The 20,144-nt window shown below is 46.5% G+C and carries 17 protein-coding genes; 2 read left to right on the top strand and 15 right to left on the bottom strand.

Annotation, left to right across the window (positions count from 1 at the left end; all coding sequences use genetic code 11):
- Window positions 1–12: 12 nt before the first annotated feature.
- Together ACESZH_RS08280 and ACESZH_RS08275 are read left to right on the top strand one after the other, a co-directional pair.
- Window positions 13–696: a helix-turn-helix domain-containing protein gene (locus tag ACESZH_RS08280; protein ID WP_373214461.1), complete on the top strand. Its 684-nt coding sequence runs from the start codon at window positions 13–15 to the stop codon at window positions 694–696.
- Window positions 579–1,148 (top strand): ATP-binding protein, encoded by a 570-nt coding sequence (locus ACESZH_RS08275; protein ID WP_373219878.1) that lies wholly within the window; start codon window positions 579–581, stop codon window positions 1,146–1,148. The genes ACESZH_RS08280 and ACESZH_RS08275 overlap by 118 nt, the downstream gene beginning before the upstream one ends.
- 436 nt (window positions 1,149–1,584) lie before the next feature.
- Here the strand turns inward: ACESZH_RS08275 and ACESZH_RS08270 are convergent, their stop codons facing one another.
- The 15 genes from ACESZH_RS08270 to ade form a co-directional block, all read right to left on the bottom strand.
- Entirely contained in the window at window positions 1,585–2,754 is a 1,170-nt protein-coding gene (locus tag ACESZH_RS08270; RefSeq protein ID WP_373214463.1) for a phosphopentomutase, read from the bottom strand.
- 45 nt (window positions 2,755–2,799) lie between these two features.
- Window positions 2,800–3,501: a purine-nucleoside phosphorylase gene (gene deoD, locus ACESZH_RS08265; protein WP_373214465.1), complete on the bottom strand. Its 702-nt coding sequence runs from the start codon at window positions 3,499–3,501 to the stop codon at window positions 2,800–2,802.
- Window positions 3,502–3,528: 27 nt separating this feature from the next.
- Entirely contained in the window at window positions 3,529–4,650 is a 1,122-nt protein-coding gene (locus tag ACESZH_RS08260) for a nucleoside 2-deoxyribosyltransferase (RefSeq protein ID WP_373214468.1), read from the bottom strand.
- Between the two features lie 11 nt (window positions 4,651–4,661).
- Window positions 4,662–5,609 (bottom strand): nucleoside hydrolase, encoded by a 948-nt coding sequence (locus ACESZH_RS08255; protein ID WP_373214470.1) that lies wholly within the window; start codon window positions 5,607–5,609, stop codon window positions 4,662–4,664.
- A gap of 49 nt (window positions 5,610–5,658) precedes the next feature.
- Window positions 5,659–6,069: a secondary thiamine-phosphate synthase enzyme YjbQ gene (locus tag ACESZH_RS08250; protein ID WP_373214472.1), complete on the bottom strand. Its 411-nt coding sequence runs from the start codon at window positions 6,067–6,069 to the stop codon at window positions 5,659–5,661.
- Window positions 6,070–6,081: 12 nt separating this feature from the next.
- Window positions 6,082–7,221: an SIS domain-containing protein gene (locus ACESZH_RS08245; protein WP_373214475.1), complete on the bottom strand. Its 1,140-nt coding sequence runs from the start codon at window positions 7,219–7,221 to the stop codon at window positions 6,082–6,084.
- 31 nt (window positions 7,222–7,252) lie between these two features.
- On the bottom strand, window positions 7,253–8,164 hold the full coding sequence (locus tag ACESZH_RS08240) for a nucleoside phosphorylase (protein WP_373214478.1): 912 nt from the start codon (window positions 8,162–8,164) through the stop codon (window positions 7,253–7,255).
- A gap of 50 nt (window positions 8,165–8,214) precedes the next feature.
- Window positions 8,215–9,108, bottom strand: a complete 894-nt coding sequence (locus ACESZH_RS08235; RefSeq protein ID WP_373214480.1) for a carbohydrate kinase family protein — start codon at window positions 9,106–9,108, stop codon at window positions 8,215–8,217.
- Window positions 9,105–11,210, bottom strand: a complete 2,106-nt coding sequence (locus ACESZH_RS08230; protein ID WP_373214482.1) for an ADP-ribosylglycohydrolase family protein — start codon at window positions 11,208–11,210, stop codon at window positions 9,105–9,107. Before ACESZH_RS08230 ends, ACESZH_RS08235 begins: the two co-directional genes overlap by 4 nt.
- Window positions 11,211–11,254: 44 nt before the next feature.
- Entirely contained in the window at window positions 11,255–13,372 is a 2,118-nt protein-coding gene (locus tag ACESZH_RS08225) for an ADP-ribosylglycohydrolase family protein (protein WP_373214484.1), read from the bottom strand.
- A 20-nt stretch (window positions 13,373–13,392) separates the two neighbouring features.
- Window positions 13,393–14,235, bottom strand: coding sequence for a carbohydrate ABC transporter permease (locus tag ACESZH_RS08220; RefSeq protein WP_373214487.1), 843 nt, complete (start codon window positions 14,233–14,235; stop codon window positions 13,393–13,395).
- Between the two features lie 12 nt (window positions 14,236–14,247).
- Window positions 14,248–15,123 carry a carbohydrate ABC transporter permease gene (locus tag ACESZH_RS08215; protein WP_373214490.1) on the bottom strand — a complete coding sequence of 292 codons (876 nt, stop codon included), beginning with the start codon at window positions 15,121–15,123 and terminating at the stop codon, window positions 14,248–14,250.
- Between the two features lie 289 nt (window positions 15,124–15,412).
- Complete coding sequence (locus ACESZH_RS08210; protein WP_373214493.1) at window positions 15,413–16,765, bottom strand: ABC transporter substrate-binding protein; 1,353 nt, start codon at window positions 16,763–16,765, stop codon at window positions 15,413–15,415.
- A 354-nt stretch (window positions 16,766–17,119) separates the two neighbouring features.
- Window positions 17,120–18,196, bottom strand: coding sequence for a LacI family DNA-binding transcriptional regulator (locus ACESZH_RS08205; protein ID WP_373214494.1), 1,077 nt, complete (start codon window positions 18,194–18,196; stop codon window positions 17,120–17,122).
- A 34-nt stretch (window positions 18,197–18,230) separates the two neighbouring features.
- The gene (ade, locus tag ACESZH_RS08200; protein ID WP_373214496.1) at window positions 18,231–19,934 is read right to left on the bottom strand and encodes an adenine deaminase; all 1,704 of its coding nucleotides are present in this window, start codon (window positions 19,932–19,934) and stop codon (window positions 18,231–18,233) included.
- Window positions 19,935–20,144: the final 210 nt, after the last annotated feature.

The following is a 20,144-nucleotide window of genomic DNA, read 5'->3' as shown; positions in this document are numbered from 1 at the left end:
GGAGGAACCGCTTTGAATATCAAATCTTTAATCGGAGAAGCTACTGAATATGACAAAAAACTGACTTTAGAAGAAAAACGGCCCAAAAGCTGGCTGAAAAGTGTAAGCGCATTTGCCAATGGAATCGGTGGCGTATTGATTTTTGGCGTATCCGATGATGAACAATGGATTGGACTTGATAACGCACATAACTTTGCCGAAAAAATCAGTGAAACAATAAAATCTAAAATGGATCCTATTCCGCAGATTGTTCTGAAAATCCAGCAGGAAAACGGAAAAGATTTTGTTTTGTCTTTTGGCCTTATGAATGATGACAAGGTATTAACAAATGCTGGAGCGTTATTAGCTGATGATTCTCCCATTTACCAATCACGTCTGTTCTGTACACACTGGTATGGACTCGATAAAGCTTCCGGAGTTATGGAAGCAATTGATGACAAAGAATATAGAGGAAGCCTCGTAACGCTTCTCCAAAATGGAACGGATTTTATCAAAAATAATACGAAAAAGCGTTGGAAAAAAACTGATGATATCTTGAAACCGGTAGTGAAGTTCATATTGACATTTATGATGACCGTATGGAAATCTATTCCCCCGGTGGCATGTATGCAGGGACACTTGTACAAAACCTTGACACTGACCATGTGCCCTCCAAACGCCGTAATCCTATCATTGCTGATATCTTTAACCGCATGAACTACATGGAACGCAGAGGAAGTGGTTTCAAAAAAATTAAAGGCGACTACCACCAGGCAATCAATTATCATCCAGAACTGGAGCCTAGATTTTATTCGGATACCTTTTCTTTTTGGGTAACATTATATAATCTAAACTACCATACTCCGACCGAAATTGAAGAGAAACCTATGTTTGAATCGTTAAAACCTACGTTTGAAACCTCTAAAGCTATGTTTCAAACCTATGTTTCGTCTTTAAACGCCAAGCAATCCACCAAAGATAAAATATTGCAAATCCATGAAAAAATAGGCTTTTTACATCCCTTTGGCAGAAAGGAAATCATGCTGGTAACGGGAATCTCTTCTTTTTCTGCTGGTGAACTAATAAAAAAAATGCTCGCTGCCAATCTTATCCAACCAGTTTCCGGTCATGGAAAAGGCAAGTATCAATTTACTGTAAAATCAGAATAAATGCAAAACACGCAGATTCGCTTTAGCGGCGCTGCGTGTTTTTGTTTTCTGTATTGATTTAATGTGTTAGGCTTAGTATAATGGAGCTGTAAAATTTCAATATTTCTTTTTCTACAGAGAAAGCAGGTGTTCATTATGAAAACACTATACATTGGCACTTCCTTAACTGAGTGCAATAAAATCCGGGATATTTTGGATCATAACAAAATAAAACACAAATATACCCGAACCAGCCATGAACAGGATTTTTTAGCACCCGGAAGGGGGTCCTCCAGAAGCTTTGGCGGCAATTTTTCCAATGTCTCGTCAGTTTATGAAATTCTCGTAGATTCAAAAGATTACGACAATGCACAGTATCTTATAAAAAATCTTTCATAGAGTCTTGAAAGGGCGTATCATACGCAGGATTTTATTCCCCGTGCGACACGCCCCTTCTTTAATTGCTCACCTTTTCCCAAAAGCTCTCTCCCTGAATACCTCCCTTTATCCCAAAGATATCCAGAATCGTTTGTCCGATATCGCTAAAGGAAGGTCTTGTTCCCAGATCCACACCTTCCCGCACATCCCTTCCGTACATCAGCATGGGGGTATATTCCCTGGAATGATCGGTTCCCTTAAAGCCAGGGTCGCAGCCGTGGTCCGCAGTGATCATCAGGATATCCTCGTCCTTCATCTCTGCCATGAATTTACCCAGCGCCGTATCAAATTCCGCAGCCGCCTTTGCATAGCCGTCAATGTCATTTCTATGCCCGTAAAGCATATCAAAATCCACCAGATTCAGGAAACACAGTCCGTTAAAATCTCTTTTCTGCATCTCAAAAAGTCTGCCGATACCATCTGTATTTCCTTTGGTGGGAACGCTTTCTTTAATACCCTTTCCTGCAAAAATATCATATATTTTTCCAATACTGATAGTATCAAAGCCTGCCCGTTCCAGCACATCCAGCATGGTATCTCCAGGCGGCACCAGGGAGAAATCGTGCCTTCTTGGTGTCCTCACATAGGCGCCTGCTTCCCCGGTAAAGGGTCTGGCAATTACCCTGCCAACTCCATGTTTTCCCACGAGAAGCTCTCTGGCGATCCTGCAGTACCGATACAGCTCCTCCACCGGAACCACATCCTCATGGGCCGCAATCTGAAAGACACTGTCTGCAGAGGTATATACAATGAGCGCCCCTGTCTTTACATGCTCCTCACCGTAATCCTTGATCACCTCCGTGCCGGAATAGGGAAGATTACACAGCACCTCTCTCCCTGTCTGCCGCACGAATTCATCCAGGATTTCCTTTGGAAAACCATTGGGATAAGTAGGCAGAGGGCTCTCTGAAACCAATCCTGCGATCTCCCAATGCCCGACTGTGGTATCCTTTCCTCTTGACTTTTCCTGCATTCTTCCATAGGAGCCAAGGGGAAACTCCTCTTTCTCCCCCGCCTTTACGCCTTCAATGTTAAAAAGTCCCAGCTTTTTCATATTGGGTGTATGGTAAAATTCCGACTTCACAATACTTCCAAGGGTGTTGCTTCCCACATCCCCGAAATCCGCCGCATCCGGCTCATATCCAATCCCATAACTGTCCAGAACAATGAGAAAAACACGCCTTTTCATATTCTTTCCTACCTCCTGATATCTAAGTCAAAGCCCCCGCGGGAATTAAATTTCCAGTGCGATCCGGATCATATCCAGAAAAGCAGTCTGTCGCTCTTCTGCCGTACACTTCTCTCCTGTAAGGAGATTGTCGCTTACCGTCAGCATTGTCAGTGCATCCACGCCATATTTTAATGCAAGGGTATAAAGCTCACATGTCTCCATATCCACCGCCGCCACACCGTAGGATGCCAGCAGTGCATTCTTCTCATTTCCCCTGTCATCATAAAATTTGTCACTGGTGAAAATATTGCTTACCACTGCTTTTACCTGCAGCTCCTCTGCCTTTTCCCAGGCAGCCTTTAACAGTGAAAAGCTTGCTGTGGGCGCAAAGGAAATACTTCCAAAACGGTCCTTATTCATGCCGGAATCCGTTGTGGATGCCATGGCGATCACCACATCCTTCAGGTCGATCCCTTCCCTCAGACTGCCGCAGGTTCCCACACGGATCAGTCTTTTGGCGCCGTATTCCCGGATCAGCTCGCTGGCGTAAATGTGCATGGACGGCATTCCCATGCCGGTTCCCTGAACCGATACCCGCTCACCTTTATATGTTCCTGTGAATCCATACATGCCCCGGACTTCATTATAACATACAGGGTTTTCCAGAAAATTTTCCGCGATAAACTTTGCCCGCATAGGGTCGCCGGGCAGCAGCACTTTCTCTGCAATATCTCCCTTATTTGCCATATTATGAGGTGTTCCCATTATCTTTCCTCCTCTCCAATTATAGGATCAAACAATTTCCTTTTCAAGGTCATCCAGCACTTTTCCAATAATATGCTCAAAGTCTCCTTCAAAGATCTTCATGGAGCTTCCGAACATAAGATTTGCCGGATAATCAAAGTTTTCCACATTACTTCCCGTCTGATCACGGTATTCCTTTTCTTCTCCTAAATGCGGGATCCGGTTGATCAGTTTATCCGCATTATCCATATATCCATACAGTTTTTTGCCCAGCATATAGCCCATACCGCACTCAAACCCAACATCATTGTTTACCTCGTAGCCGCGGTAATCGTTCAGGTTTGCCACGATAATATCACAGTTCCTTACATGCTGCTGGAAGTTGTCAAACAGATTGGCTGCCTGGATATAAGGATTCTCTGTGTCAATCTTTTTCACGCCGGGTGCCTGGTCCAGAGGGGATACTGCATCGTAGCCACGCTGTCTGCAGATTTCTTTCATTTTTGCAAAAACAGCCTCGCCATCCTCATCATATCTTTCAAACCCAGCCAGATAGATCAAAGGTTTTTCTCTCTTGTCTTCCGTCACATGCCGTGAATGATCCACCTGCATTCCGCGTCCAGCTTTATATTTATATTCTTCCTCAATATCAACCATCAGCATTTTCAGACAGTCATCAAAGTCCCCCTCCACAATCTTTGTGGAACCGATGATCGTCGGCGAAAAAGGAAGCTGTGCATACGGCATCACACCGCCTCTCTCGTCATAGATCCTGCCATTCTTCAAATACGCCTGCTGGTTTTTTGTACCCAGACTTCTCTTATCACGGGTGTATCCGTAGCAGCGGGCACCCACTGCATATGCCATTCCCAGCTCGTAAATAGTGCCGCTGTCCGGTTCTGCGCCCCTGTATGCTTCCAGATCCGCGATTATGACTGTCGTTTCCTTCATCACCTTATCCAGGTCGACAAAAATGCTGTCCGCACGCTTCTGCTTATCCGGATTTTCCATATCCAAAGGATGATCGTTCGGTAAGGTTACCCCAAAGCCCAGAGACTGTGCCCTGGCACGCATAGCTCCCAGAGCATCGTAACCATACGTATAAAAGCACTCTGGTCCGGCAATATAAATTGCCTCTTTTTCAAACATTTTATGCTGATATCTGTACATTTTTCAGTCTCCTATTCCAAAACAAGGTCAAGAAGCAGCTTCAGAAATCTTCCGTAATCCGCGCTGCATCCGATTTCAATGACCGGAAGCTGCTCCCACACATGATGGTGCCTGCGGTCTACCACTGTCATACCAAGGGTCAGTCCATCCTTTGTCTCAACGCCAACATGAGCTTTCATGGTTTTCACAAGCGTAGGATCGATCACACAGGCAACTGCCATGCAGTCGATTACGGTGCAATAGGCATCAAATCCTCTTCCTCCGTTAAAACGGATCGCCTGACGCAGAAATTTTGCCTCTTTTTTGTCGCTTTCATCCAGAAGCTTAATATCCTCTTCACTGAAATTAACGTCAAAATATGTTGCCACATCAAGCCCCAGCGCCACCAGCGGGATGCCTGATTCGTACACGATCTTTGTTGCTTCCGGGTCAACATAAACATTCCATTCGCTTTGCGGCGTATCGCCTGTTGCATTCAAAAAAGCATATTTGTTCAGACCGAATGCACCTGAAATTGCCACGATTTCTTTGATCATTGGCTTGATTCCCGGCTCCTTGATCAATGCTGTTGCGATATTACTCATCGGTCCGGTTGCCACAAGTGTAACCTCTCCGGGATTCTCTTTTACCAGATCGATGATCATATCTACTGCATGCTTGTCAGAAAGGGGAAGCCTGGGATCAGGAAGGAAATTTTCCCCCTGCCCGTCCCGCCCGTGGGTAAACGGGTCGCTTGGCGCATTTCTCACCATAGGCTTTTCCAATCCCCGGGCAACAGGAATATTGTCTATTCCCAGCATTTCCAGAGTCTTTCTGGCATTTGCACAGGTTACATCCACCGGATAATTTCCATTTACTGTGGTTACGGCTAGCAGATCAATGTCCGGAGATTTTGCAGCCATCACGATCGCCATAGAATCATCCATACCAGGATCACAGTCAAGAATTATTTTTTTCATAGATATTCCTCCTATCACTAATCACGTAGTTCTTGTGCAATCTCCTGCACTAATCCTCTACAACCTTCACATAAAACTCCCGGTTTCTCGGTCCGTCAAACTCGAGAAAATAAATCCCCTGAGAGCCGCCCAGAAGCAGCTTTCCCCCATGGACGATAAATGTCTGCGTCACTCCCAGAAGCGCACATTTAATATGTCCTGCCGCATCCTGGGGTGTATCGTGCTGATGCTTGAAGTCAATTCTTGTTGGTACAAGACGGCGGATCTCCTCATCCAGATCCACAAATCCATCCGGGTCCCATGGTGAAAAAACTGCCAAGCCCGCCGTGGAATGCATATTATGTACGATGCAGATTCCTTCCTGGATCCCGCTCTCCTCCACCACCTGTTTTACCTCTTTTGTAATGTCATGGACCTCATTATATGTGGTTGAAATTTTGATATTTTTTAAAACTGCCACTGCCCTTTCCCCCTATTTCACAATAATTTCGCTGTTTTTCACACAGTACCCGCCTTTGCAAAAGCTCCACTCATCCTCACATCCGCGTCCATATTTTTCACCAATAAGAACGGAAATATAGCTTGCGATCAGACACACGGGGGCAAAATGGGTAAGAGGCATGGAAATGGGATACTTTGGCGCAGGAACTTTAATGTATTCCGCCTTTTCACCGCCAAAGTCTTCCTCGCTGCCGTCTGTGATCACCACCATCGGCCTGTGAAGCTCATTGGCATATTTCAGCATTTCCCTGTTTCTGCTCATAGCAGGATTGGTAGTGTTTGCCACCAGAACCGTACCCATATGTCTGGCATCCCTTGCAAAGAAGTTCAGGTGGAACCATTCCTCTGAATTGATGTGCATGGCAAACTTTCCTGTAGCTTCCAGGATCTTTGCCTGACCGAACCATGCTGTTGCATAATCAAATCCAGCACCCACAAAATCGTAGCATGGAAAATCCTTCCACTCCTCCGCAACCTTCTCACAGCTCATCTTCATTTCCGGCAGAAGCTTCTCCAACAGCTTCCCTTGATTTTCAATATCATAGCGGTAGTCCATGGCCTGATCCATGGTATATTTTCCCCTCACCTCTCCGAAACGGACCGCCAGAAGCAGCAGCGCCATGACGCTGACCAGATAGCTTCTCGTTCCCGGCGCATCCTCAAAAGAAGGGATTTCAAGCTTCAGAACCTTATCCGAATTCTGTGCCAGAGGCGACTCCATATTTCCCGTAACTCCCAGTACATAGCATCCATGCTTTCTGGCTCTCTGTACAGCCTCAGCCACTCTCGCTCCTGTTCCGGAATTGCTTACGGAGATCACCAGAGGATTTCTGCAGTCGATCCCCATATGTTTTTCACAGTAAAAACGACTCAGTTCAATGGCAGGAACCACCTCTGTAGGAATCGCTGTCAGCATCTCGAAAGCGTGTTTTGTGGCCATAGCTGCGGCATAGGAATCGCCGCATCCGGTCAGTACGATTCTCTGAATATTAAAGATTTCCTGAAAGGAAAGGACCGTCCTTGTTTTAGGCTCCAGATCCTCATATTGCTGTTTTATCAGCTCCGGCAGACTCTCTACCTGACGGCTCATAGGGTTGTCATATTTGCTCATTGTCATTCTCCATTTCTTATTCGAATCTCAATCAGATTTCCGGGTACCAGTGCTTTTTCCCCGCTGCTTTTTTCTGCTGGTCCATGCGGTTCAGTACGGCACAGCCCTCCAGCGCGATCTCAATGGCATAATTATGTCCGCTTCCTGCCTCGAACTTTTCTCCTGTACACAGATTGTCGGCAACGGAGCAAATGGAACCTCCTCTTCTGCCAAAAAGAGCAGATAAGGTTACAATTGCAGCAGATTCCCGGTCTCCGTTCAGAACGCCTGCACGGTTATAGATCCCCGCAAAATCAATGTTCCAGGGCTGCATATATCCCCCGACTCCCGGTCTGCCTCCTCCTACAAAATCGCTGTCAACCGACACGGTAACCCCTACATGATAAGGAGCCTTTAAGGCTTCCGCAGCCTGTACCATGGCATTGATGACCTCATAATGGCTGGCTGCCGGATAAGGTGCGGGAACATATGCCTTTGTCATCCCTTCCTCGCGCACCACTCCGCTTGCAATGACCACGTCTCCCGGCTTTACCTCATCTCCGATCCCTCCTGAACCGCCTACACGAAGGAACGTTCCTGCATCTGTATATTCCATAAAATCATAAAGGATCAGTTCCATTTCCGGCGAACCGCTGCCGCCGCTTACCACCGTGATCTTAGCCCCCTTATAGGTTCCGCTGTAGCTGGTAAACATGCCCGAGCATCCGATCAATTCCGGATTTTCCAATTGATCCGCAATCTTTTTTGCCGGATCCTCATCGTATGCACACAGTGGATCTCTCACTGTCAAAAGCACAAAATCTCCTACCTTTTCATGGTCAATCTGTGTCATGGCTGGCCTTCCATTTATCACCAGTCCCTTTTCCGGTACATTATAATAATAACTGTATCTGTCGTGAATTTCTTTGATCGATGGTTTCTGTCGTATCTTATCGCTTAACATGTAACGCTCTTTTACCTCCTTCATCTGCGCTGTCAAAAGATATTCCGCGGCTATGCAAGCCCAGTCTTTTCCCTGGCATTCTCGCGCATTTCTTCTGTGATTTCTTCAGGAACGCCATACTGGGAAATACACATTGCCGCCGAAATGCTTCCCATAATTCCGCATATTTCCGGGGAAAACCCTTCACAGAAGCCATAGAGAACAGCCCCTGACGAACTGTTTCCGCCCCCTGTGGGATCCGCCACATGGACCCCTGTCTGTGAAGGCACGTACACGGCCTCTTCAGGTGTTATCATCACAGAGCCCTCTGCACCTCTCCTGAGAAATACAAGGGGCAATCCCCATGTCTGATACTCTTTTATAATATCCGTCAGCTCCTTCTTTCCCAAAAGCTTTACAGACTCTCCAATATTTATGGAAAAGATATCCAACTGTCCTGCGATCCCTTTTACAAGGCTGTAATTTTCCTCAAAAGTCGCATCGCTTCCTATCTCCCACATAACCTTTGCCGGAGAATTTTTCTTATATTTCAGGATTTGCTTCCAGTATTTCTCATCACTGTTTTTAAAAATGTAAATCCCTTTCGCACTTTTAAAATAGCCTTCCAGATCCTCTGGAACTGTCTCGATCTTTTTGTAATGATCCGGACCATAGAGCGGAATTTCTTCCCTCTCCCCATCTTCAAAATACTGAATTACCGTATGCGGGGTTTTCTCATCCTTTATGATCAACCCCTCCATGGAAAGGTTATTTTTTCGGTACCAGTCTCCATATATACTGTCAAAATCTGCTCCCACACCAGTGGCGAGCATCACATCGTCACACCAGAGCTTCACCCCGCACAGCGCATAGATCCCTGCTCCTCCGGCCACCTTTTCCACATTTCTTCCGTCTGCAAAGCGTATCTCATCCGTAACTGCCGTTGAAGCTATGATATATCTCATAATCCCTCCTGCTTTCCCACAATAAAGCTGTCACATGTCATGGTTCCCCGGGAAATGGTAAAGCCAGCGCCGCCGCAGGTATAGGTATCGTCCTCAGCGGTCAGAATCTCTTCCCCGTTTATCCGGAAGCTCAGCCTGTTTTCCTTCGCTTCCAGTCTCATGCGATATGGTTTATCTTCCTCATAAACATAGACCGTTTCAGCCAGGATCTTTCTGTCTTTGTCCTTTTGCACAAAAATCTGAGCTGTATTATATCCGGTAAGCACTGCACCGTAATACCGCTTATGTCCCATGCTCCGGATGACCATTCCCCCGGCCTTATGAAGGCTGAAATATACGGTAGATTCCACCGCATAATCCTCCCAGTCCCGTGTACCGATGGTCACCAGACCGTCAGCTTCCTGATGGGAAACACAGTAGGTATACTTGAAGTCAGCCGCAAACTGCGCTGCCGAGCTTGCAAAGCTTGCCAGCCACAGCGGATTGGTATTCCAGATAGACGTCATAAGCATTCCCCTTTGCGCAAAATCTGAGGGAGCACCTTTCCAGTCTATGCTGTGGATCACCACACTTCCCGTAAACCTCTTTGCCGATGACACCTGATAGCCCAGCTTATAGATTGCCATTCCCTGTGTATCCGGAACCTTCCAGTCAAATTCCTTCGGCTCCTCAGAAATCTTCCAGGCTTCTCCGTATTTCACCTGGCTCTCATTGTCAATGTCATAGTATAAAATGTAAGGCGTCAGATACACGTCTTCCCCGCCTGGTACACTGGCTTTTGTTTTCACGATCTGTGAAGAATATAAAGTGGGTGATGCGACTGTGGAAAAATTCATAGCCACTTTGGAAAAATCAATAAAGGTCTGTGTTGACACATTTGCGGTTACGCCGTCTGCCACACACTGACAGCGGATTTCCAGGCCATTTTTTTCTTCCTGCTCATTGATATTGCGAAGGGAAACGCCGCTCATACAGCCATGAGCATATTCACATGGCGCAAAGCCCTGCAATGCCCCCGGGAACTCAAAGGTATACCGTTCTTTTGATACCGGAACCTCTTCCCCTGCAAGATGAGCTGCCGTATTGATGATCCTCTTTGCCTCGATCACTGCATCCGTAACCACAGAACCTCCGTCTGCAGTCACCACATACATCAGATCCGCTACCGGAGTTCTGAAATCTGCCCCTGCATTGATTCCCTCAATGCCCAGACGGATTCCGTTAAAAGCGCCCACGTTTCCGGCATTACAGTCTGTATCCCACGCTGCGGATGATGCAATGCTGATGGATTTCTGGAAATCATCTCCGCCCAGCAAAATGGAAGCGATCACCATAGCATGGTTAGGCACCATGTGACAGCATCCCGGATAAACCTCATATCCGTACTTCGGATTCAGATAATCTCTTACCTTTCGCCAGTCCTTCTCCTTGCTGCAGATTTCCCTCACATCAGCAATAATGCTGATAAGAAGCGGATCTGTAATATATTTGCCGGCTCTGTCCAGAAGGGTATCAATATTTTTTTCCGTAAAGGCCATGGACTCAAGTGCTGCCAAATGGCAGGCAGCCTGGACAGCAATACCGTCATGGCTTACACTTGCCGCCTTTCTAACCAGCTCCACCGCCAGATCAGGATTATCCGGGCACGCCATGGCTATGGCATCAATAAAAATCTGCGCCCCAATCTGCTCAGCCAGGGTCTTTCCGTTGGTTTCGATGGCGCCGCTTTTTGGCGCGTCTATACCGTTCTTTAAATTCAGATAGGCCGTATGTTCCGTAGATCGTCCCAGGCCGCCCCACCAGAGAATGGTACGGTTTTCAATAATATAGTTCAGCCAGGTATCCCCAAAAGCCTTTGCAGGAAGATTTTTGTCAAAATTGTTATCTTCAATAGCACGGAAAAATCCGAAAGTTCCTGAAATATCGTCGTCTGCCACGATCAGCGGCACCCCTACTTTGTCATGAACGTAATATTTTATTTCCCCGAATGTGTCGCGGATCTTGTCATAGCTCCAGCCTTCCACAGGACGTCCCAGATAAACTCCCAGGATCTTTCCCAGAACCCCGGAATAAATCTGATCTTCAAACTGTCTGATACTCATACTGCTGTATTCCCCCTATGTGATTATTCTTAAATTCATTCTGATTATAGTCTGCTCACTTCGAAGCCGCCTCCTAAAACAGCACCTGAGTCTACCACAAATCCAGCCTGACCGCAGGTATACGTGCTATCCTTGCCTTCTGCCGCTAACTGCCCGTCTATGATCAGTGTCAGCACATCGCCTTTCACTCCAAATTCAAGCTCATAGGTACTGTCAATTTTGTAATCATACGGTACTCTTGCAATTTCCGTTCTCTCCCAATCCAGCTGGCGGTAGATCACTGCGCAGCCCTCTGTCAGTACAGCGCCGTAATATCTTCTGTGTCCCTTTGCCCTTGCCACCAGACCTGCGCTGTCCTGCTGCGAAAAGGTGATCACACTCTTTACCTTATAATCCGCCCAGTCAGCCGTTCCCGTAGTTACCACTCCGTTTTTCACCGCATTGCAGATAGAAAAGGTCACCGTATAGTCCGGATTAAAATGATCTGCTGACGACACAAATGTTTTCAGCCATGCTGTTGTGGTGGTCCAGGGTGTCAGAGATGGCGTCATCTCCATGGATCTTCCCATACGGTAAACCCTGGGAGCATTTGACCAATCCAATGTTTTTATCACAATACTGCCATCCAGGCGTTTTTCACTGGTCAGGCGCAAGCCCAGACGGTAAATGGCATGTCCCTTTGTGTCCGGAACCTCCCATTCCAGCTCATTTCTCCCTTTTTCCAGAGAATATTTGGAGCTGTACATCTCATCCAATTGGTCATTCTCGTCAAAATATTCAATAAAAAACTCCAATAATGGATTGTGTTCTTCAAAAGCTTCTATAACAATCTTAACATTCTGTCCGCTGTAAAGAGTTGGCGAACACAGTACGTCAAAGTAACTGGTTCCCTCCTTTCCCTTTGGCGCCAGATCAATAAATGTATCTACTGCCGCTGAAGCATGGACACCTGCTGCCAATCCTGCATAAGAAATCCTGCAGCCATACTCTCCTGTCGTTTCATAAGAATTCTCTATCCCGGTAAGTACCTGCTCTTCTGTATTTTTATCAAAGGGCATGATCCCCTGGACTGCTCCCGGGTATTCAAATGCAAACCGCTCCCTGGGAATCTCAACCTCTTCCCCGTTCAGCGCGGCTGCGGCCCGCAGGATCTTTCTCGTCTCCAGAACCGCATCGGAGATACAGGAACCGCTGTCACTCGTCACCACATACAGCCGGTCCGCCACAGGTTTTCTCAGATCTGCACCTGTCTCAAAACCGCTAAGCCCAAGCCGGATACCGTTCAGGCAGCCCACGTTGCCGGAGTTGCAGTCCGTATCCCATCCGGCGGAGCAGGCGATCATACACGCCTTATTAAAATCATCTCCACCCATGATGAATGCCATAAGAAGAGTCAGATGATTTGTGATCATGGGGCAGTTCCCGGGATATTTGTCATATCCATGCTCCTCTGCGATCCACTGGCGCACTTCATGCCAGTCCTCAGCCTTTCTGCATCGCACTCTCAATTCCCCGATCAGGGATTTAAAGCTTTCATTGTCAATGTAGCCCAGGCCTTTATCCAGCAGAACATCAATATCCTTTTCTTCAAAGGCCATTGCCTCCATAACCGCCAGATACACAGCCGCATCCACTGCCACTCCATCATGGCTGACACTTGCAGCTTCCCTCGCCATTTTTGCAGCTCTTTCCGGATTTCCCGGATTCGCAAGCGCCCAGGTATCGATGAATATTTCCGCTCCGATCTGCTCTGCCATGCTCTGGCCATTCAGTTTTACAGATCCGCTCTCAGGTGGTTTGACCCCGTTTTTCAATCTCAGATAAGCTGTATGCTCCGTGCTTCTGCACAGACCGCCCCACCAAAGGATCGTCTCATTTTCCACGATATAATTCAGCCAGGCATTGCCGATCTCCTCTGCTGAAATATCTGCTTTATAACCGCAATCCTCCAGAGCACGGAAAAATGCGAAGGTACCCGAGATATCATCATCCGGCACGATCAACGGCGCCCCTGTCTTGTGATTTTTATAATAATAGACGCTGCCAAAGGTATCCCTGATCTTTTCAAAGCTCCATCCCTCAATGGGCCTGCCCAGGTAGACCCCCAGAATCTTTCCCAGCACTCCGGCATAAATATCATTTTTGTATTTCAAAATTCCCATATAAAGTCCTCCCTAATCCGTCATCCTTTTACCGCTCCGCTTACCATGCCATCCACAAAGTATTTCTGGGCAAACAGGAAGAAAATAATGATCGGTCCGATCAGTATCATTGCTGATGCCATCAGGATAGCCATATTGGAGCCATAGCTTCCGTTCATGGACAAAAATCCAAGGGTCGCGGTGAAATTCTTCTCTCCCTGAAGGAAAGTAGATGTCACCAGATATTCATTCCAGGACTGAAGCCCGATCAGAACGGAAACTGTGATCAGTCCGGGAGATACCACAGGCCGCATAACATACCAGATCACCTGCCGGGTATTTGCCCCATCGATCCTCGCCGCCTCCTCAAGCTCCTTTGGCACATTGAGGAAAAATGTACGCATCAGGAATATGGCAAGGGGCATATAGGTTGCAGATAAGATCACGCTGGTTGCCGGAATATTTCCGATCATACCCAGCTTTGCGTATACATAGTACAGCGGAAACAGGAACAACTGCATGGGCACGGTCATGGCAACCATGAAATACATCAGGACCACTCCGCTGCCCTTGATCCTTTTCCCAGCCAGCACGTATCCCGCCAGCGATGCACAGATCAGGACAATGATAACCGTACAGCCAGTCAACTTGATACTGTTTAAGAATCCTTTGGCAAATTTTCCTGTTGTCCATGCCTGAACATAGTTTTCCAAATGGTAAACAACCGGCAGACGCAGAGGATTGGCAACGATTTCTGCATTTTCCTTAAAGCTGTTGATCAGTACCAGTACAATAGGCAAAAGACATATGATTACCAGCAGGATCAATACCATATGGGTCACAAAGTTCACTGTAAATTTTTTCTTTTTTGATGCAGCTCCCATAGCATCCTCCTTCTATTCCATATTTTCTTTTTTGGTCATGCGCGCATAGACAAAGGATGCAGCAAGACCAAAAATACTGATAAACATACCGACTGCCGCTGCTTTTCCAACCTTCATGGAGCCAAATGCAAAGGAATATGCGTAGGTGCCCAGAACCTCTGTGGCGTGGGCAGGACCGCCGCCTGTCAGCAGCTTCACATAATCGAAGGAAAGGAAGGAGCCGATGGTGATCATCACAAACATCAGTTTTACGGTAGGCATAATGTTAGGCAGATAGACATACCGGAAGAGCTGCCATCCATTGCAGCCTTCCACCTTGGCAGCCTCCACCTGGTCAGTGGGCACCTGGCGGAGAGCTGCCAGATAGATCACGGTAAGATAGCTCCAGTAATGCCAGATATCAACGCCCGCACATGCGTAGATCGCTGATTTCAGGTTTGCCAGCGGAGAACTGATATCAAGTCCAAAGTTGTTTCTCAAAAAGGCTACCACGCCCACTACCGGACTGAACATGATATTCAGCCAAAGCATAGCGTTTACAGACGGTGCCAGCACGTAGGGTATCAAAAACGCCACCTGATAAATGCTCCTTGTCTTTTTTCTGCTCAAAAGAAGCATGGCAGATAACATACCAATAAATACGGGAATTGTCAGGAACATGATCGCCCAGATAAAGTTATTGCGTATCGCTATAAAAAAGATCTTATCGCCGAAAAGCTCCTGATAATTTTTCAGTCCCACAAAGTTAATGTTTGGTGAAAGCCCGTTCCAGTCCGTAAAGGAGTACACAACTGTCATAATTCCCGGAACGAGGATAATCGAAATACTGATAAGCAGCGCCGGAGCTATGAGAAAATAGTTCCAGTTTATTTTTTTCTTCCTGTCCATATATTTTTCCTCCGCAAATTTATGGAATAAAAATGTGTGCGCCTTGGCGCACACTTGCGCCGGAGCGCGGTTGCGCCAGCAACCATCTTCCTCTTGCGCGTAGTGCGCATTCCCGCAGCGTAAGCTGCGTCTTTTGTTTCAAAGGAAAGTTCAGCAAGTCTTCACGAAGAATAAAATGGAGTACTTTCCTATGAAACAAAAAAGGCAGGTGGTACACAGGGTGTTTTCCCTTGTACCATCTGCCGCATTTCTCCTGGTGCACACTAAGGGGCGTATGTCTCAGGGCATATTATTTTGTTCCAGGCTCCGGAATCGGAGGAACCAGACCTTTTTCAAATTCTTCCTGGAATTCTGTATCAATAGATTCCACATAATCATCAACGCTTGTTGTTTCAAACCAAACCTCATCAATGTTAACGATTCTCTGCTGTGTTGCTGCCGGGAAGAATACGTTGTCATAGTAACCGAAATTTCCCTTATTTACTGCATCAGATACATTCTGTACCACTTCCATGAAGGATTTTGACAGGTAGCTCATATTACTGGTGTCAATGGTGGACAGATCCTTCAGCGGGGTTCCCCAGTATCCGGGCCATGCTTCTGTCATCTTCTGTGTAAATTCAGGTGACATCATAATGTCAATGATCTTTGCAGCCTCATCCTTGTGCTCCTGGCTGATGTTTGCATTGATAGAAAGTGTGCAGGCAGCACCAAGTGTATAAGTCTCATCCGGAACCTGCTCAGTTGCAGGGAACGGAATGAAGGCAATGTTTTCTGCTTTGTCATCTACAAAGTAGGAAGCAGCCCACTGGAACGCGATAGATGGTCCGATAAAGAACGGTGCTCTCTCATCTGCGAGAAGCTGGAGGGACTCACTGAAATTCAGGTTTACATAATCATCTCCTGCAAGGTATCCCTTGTCCCACCATTCTTTCGACTTCTCAATAGCAGCCTTCACATCATCGTTCACCCAGCTTTCCTCTCCGGTCAGACATTTGTAAACGGTTTCCGGTGTTGCAACATGTGTCAGGAACAGGGAAGCATAATTCTCATTTACAGGCTGCCATCCCTTATTTCCTGTTACAGACGCGTACATTCCTTTTTCCAGCGCCTCATCCATGATTGCTTCCATCTCCTCGATGGTAGTTGGGATTTCCCATCCGTTATCTTCCATAACCTTTGTGTTATAGAAAACGCCCATGGTACTGATACCATTTGTCAGGCTGTAAAGCTTTCCGTTTACGGTACCGGACTCATAATATGGAGTCAGGATCCTGTCTGCCCATCCATATTCCTCTGCATATGTATCCATCGGCTCAAGCTTTCCTGCTTCTACCAGCGGCATTACGAATGCAGGGCCGGATCCGTATACAATGTCAGGACCTTCGTTAGCAGCCAGAGCTGTTGTCATATCTGAGTCAACAGAAGGACGGAACTCTACGGTAAGCTTATACTGATCCTGTGATGCGTTGTACTCATCTACCAGGAATTTCTGCATAGCCTCCTGCGCATATGGCTCTGCACCCCAAAACCATAAGCTGATCTCTTCTTTTTCGCCTTCGTCCGCCATTACTGCCTGTGTGGAAAATCCGCTGCCCAGCATGGCTGCAGTCAGAACAAGTGCCAAAACTTTTCTTTTCATTTCTTTGTCCTCCTTGAATGATTAAAAATAGGTTAACAAATTATTATTTTTTTCTGTGGTTTCACACGTTTTCCTTGTTAATCATGATTATAACCATGTTTTATCTGTTTGTCAACCAGTTTTTGTTAACCAGTTCCCTTGATTATTCTGCGCCATTTTATTATTTTTTTTATTTAAATCGAATATTTCTTTATTATTTCGAATAATTTAATCATATTTTTCTCATTTGTATCTTGATTAACTTTGATTAACTTTGTAAAAACTCTTTTTGTTCTCCTTTAATTTGGCAATTTATGATAAAAAAGCGCCTCCGGAAATTTCTCCAGAGGCGTAAAATCTGATTTTTTTATAATTTTAATACAATTCGAAAGTTTCGCCTTCATTCAGGCATTTCACTGACTCTCTTTCCGTCAGCACAGGAGTAAAATACGTTGTTCTCACACTTTCTTTATCCTCCCCGGTGATTCTGTTGATGATCACCTCACACGCCTTTTTGCCCATCAGTTCTCCAGGCTGAGACACACTTGTCAGAGGCGGTGTCAGAATGCGCGCCATGGCAGAATCATTAAAGCCCACCACAGAAATCTCTTCCCCGATCACCTTGTCATTTTTTCTGGCATATTGGTAAACGCCAAGGGCAATCTCATCGTTATAGGTAAACACCGCATGTACTCCCATATCGTCCAGATATTTCATACCCTCATAGCCTGTTCTGGCCGTATAATGACCGTAAAAAATGTATTCATCCCGGATGGAAATGTTATAAAAGGCCAGCGCCTCCTTATATCCCTCGATCCGCTTCCGGCAGGTATAAACCTCCCTGTCCCCCACGATCATCCCAATCTTCCGGTGCCCCTTGTGTATCAGGTACTCCGCCGCCATATAGCCGCCGCTTTTATTATCAGCCGTGATAAAATCGCAGAAAACACGGTCGATCGCCTGATCCAGCAAAAGGAATGGCACCTTTGCCGTCCTCAGCGCCTCGCCAAGCTTCTCATTATTTTGATACACATTCATATCCATGGGCGGCATCATAATAATGCCTGCAATTCCCAGGCCAACCAGCGTTTTCACACACTCCACCGCCTGCTCTGCGGAATCATCAGCCGTACAGGCTATCGTCTGGTAGCCGTATACCCTGGCATATTTATCAATTCCTCTCTGGCAGGCATCGGAAAATTCACTGTTGTATCTGGGACGGATCACTCCAATTACCGATGTCTGCTGTTTCCTTGGCACAGCGGCCTCCTGGACACTTTTTTCGGCTTTCCGCTTCTTTTCCTCAAAATCATAACCAAGCTCCCTTGCTGCTTTCAGGATCCTCTGTCTCGTTGCTTCTGTTATTCTTGAAGGCTTATTATTTAATACCAGCGATACGCTGGCGATAGAAACTTCCGCTTCTTTCGCAATATCTCTAACTGTTGGTTTCATCCGTTACCTTTCCTTATATTTCTTTTCACAGCCCTCAATTCCGGTAAAACTCCCCGGTCAGCACATCATAGATCCCGCGCGGCGTAACTCTTACCTCCGGAATCACCGGAAGCGCCATAAAACTCAGCGTGATAAAGGGATCATATCCTCCGGACACTCCCATACTGTACGCTTTTTCTATCATACCTTTCAGCTTTTCGTTGCCGTATTGATAACCCGCATCGCTCATAAGTCCCATAACAGGAAGCTCCAGTGTATCAAACACTTTATGATCCGCCACAATGGTATAGCCGCCCTGTGTGCGGATCAGCTCCCGTACTGCCAGTTCCATATCCTCATCATTATCTCCGATCACAATAAGGTTATGAGAGTCATGGGAAACGCTGGAGGCGATGGCTCCTCCCCGGATGCCAAATCCTTTTACAATCCCAACGCCCACCATTCCCGATGCCTTATGGCGTTCCACAACGGCAATTTTCTGGTACTGGCTGTCAGACCGGAATTCGCATACTCCGTCAGCCAGCTTCACTGCCGCCTTTTTCGTGGTGATCTGGCCCTCCTCCATTTCCAATACACGGAAAACTCCGTCAGGAGATGTCAGTTTTAAGGATTCCCTGGAAAATTCGCCCACATGAACAGTATTTTTCAGCTCCTCTGCACAGGCCTTCACCACAATTTCCGAAGTTTTATCGATCAGGCGTCCTTTATAATAAACGTCTTCAACCTGAACCCTCTCCAAATCATCCAGGACCACCAGGTCAGCCTGATATCCCGGTGCCACTGCCCCGATTCCTTTCAGACCATAGCAGACAGCCGAACGGATGGTAGCCATCTGTATGGCAGCCACCGGGTCCATACCAAGAGCAATGGATTTCCGCACATTGTGGTCAATATGCCCCTCGCGTTCAATATCTTCTATGTGTTTATCATCCGTACAGAAGCAGAAACCCTCGCCGTTCATGTGATTCTCCACCAGTCCCCGGATGATCGCTTCCACATTTCTGGCCGCACTGCCCTCACGAATGTGGACTGTCATTCCGTTTCTCCGCTCCATCATGGCATATTCGAAGGTGGAACACTCATGGTCAGTGGTAATACCAGCCATGACATATGCCTGCAGATCGCTGTCACTGAGAAACGGTGCATGACCGTCGCGAACCTTGTTTTCAAAAAGGGCCAGTTTCCTGTGCATGGATTCTTCGGCATTCACAACAGAAGAATAATCCATCACTTCACCCAGCCCCAGAATACGCTCGTTTTCAAGGTAAGGCGCCATATCCTCCGCAGTCAGGGTACAGCCATTATCATCAATGGACGTTGCCGGAACGCAGGACGGCATCATCACAAAAACATTGGCGTCTACATCCGATGTCTGATCTAAAATATAATCAATTCCAGCCAGCCCGGACACATTGGCTGACTCATGGGGATCTACGATAAAGGTGGTAGTCCCGTGCCTGGATGCCACGGTAACAAGCTCTGCCGGAGTTACCAGCGTAGATTCCAGATGCAGATGGCTGTCGATAAATCCCGGGCATACGAATTTACCCTGCAGGTCCCTTTCCTCTGCTCCGGTATAGGAACCTATCCCTGCAATTTTTCCGTCCGCAATGGCAATATCGCCTTTTATGATTTCACCGGTAAAAACATTAACTATCTGCGCGTTCTTCAGTACAAGATCCGCAGTCTCCAATCCCCGGGCGATTCGGGAACCTCTCCCATATCCATTCAAATTCATTTCTATCCTCTCCCTTTGTCGTATTATTGTGTGTTCAAAAACCAATTTTCTGGGGAATGATTTTTCAGCTCCACTCCAAGGCAACGTGTAAAACATACAACAAGAGCTTCATTGAAATGTTTCGTATTTATATGATATTAACATGTGCTGAAAAAAATATCAACTTTTTATCTCATCTTTTACCAGTTTTTTACCAACTTTATTTTCCTC

This window comes from Ruminococcus sp. 5_1_39BFAA, assembly GCF_964240875.1.
GTDB lineage: Bacteria > Bacillota > Clostridia > Lachnospirales > Lachnospiraceae > Blautia_A.
The sequence above is the reverse complement of the archived record's forward strand: the minus strand, read 5'-3'. Positions and strand labels throughout refer to the sequence as shown.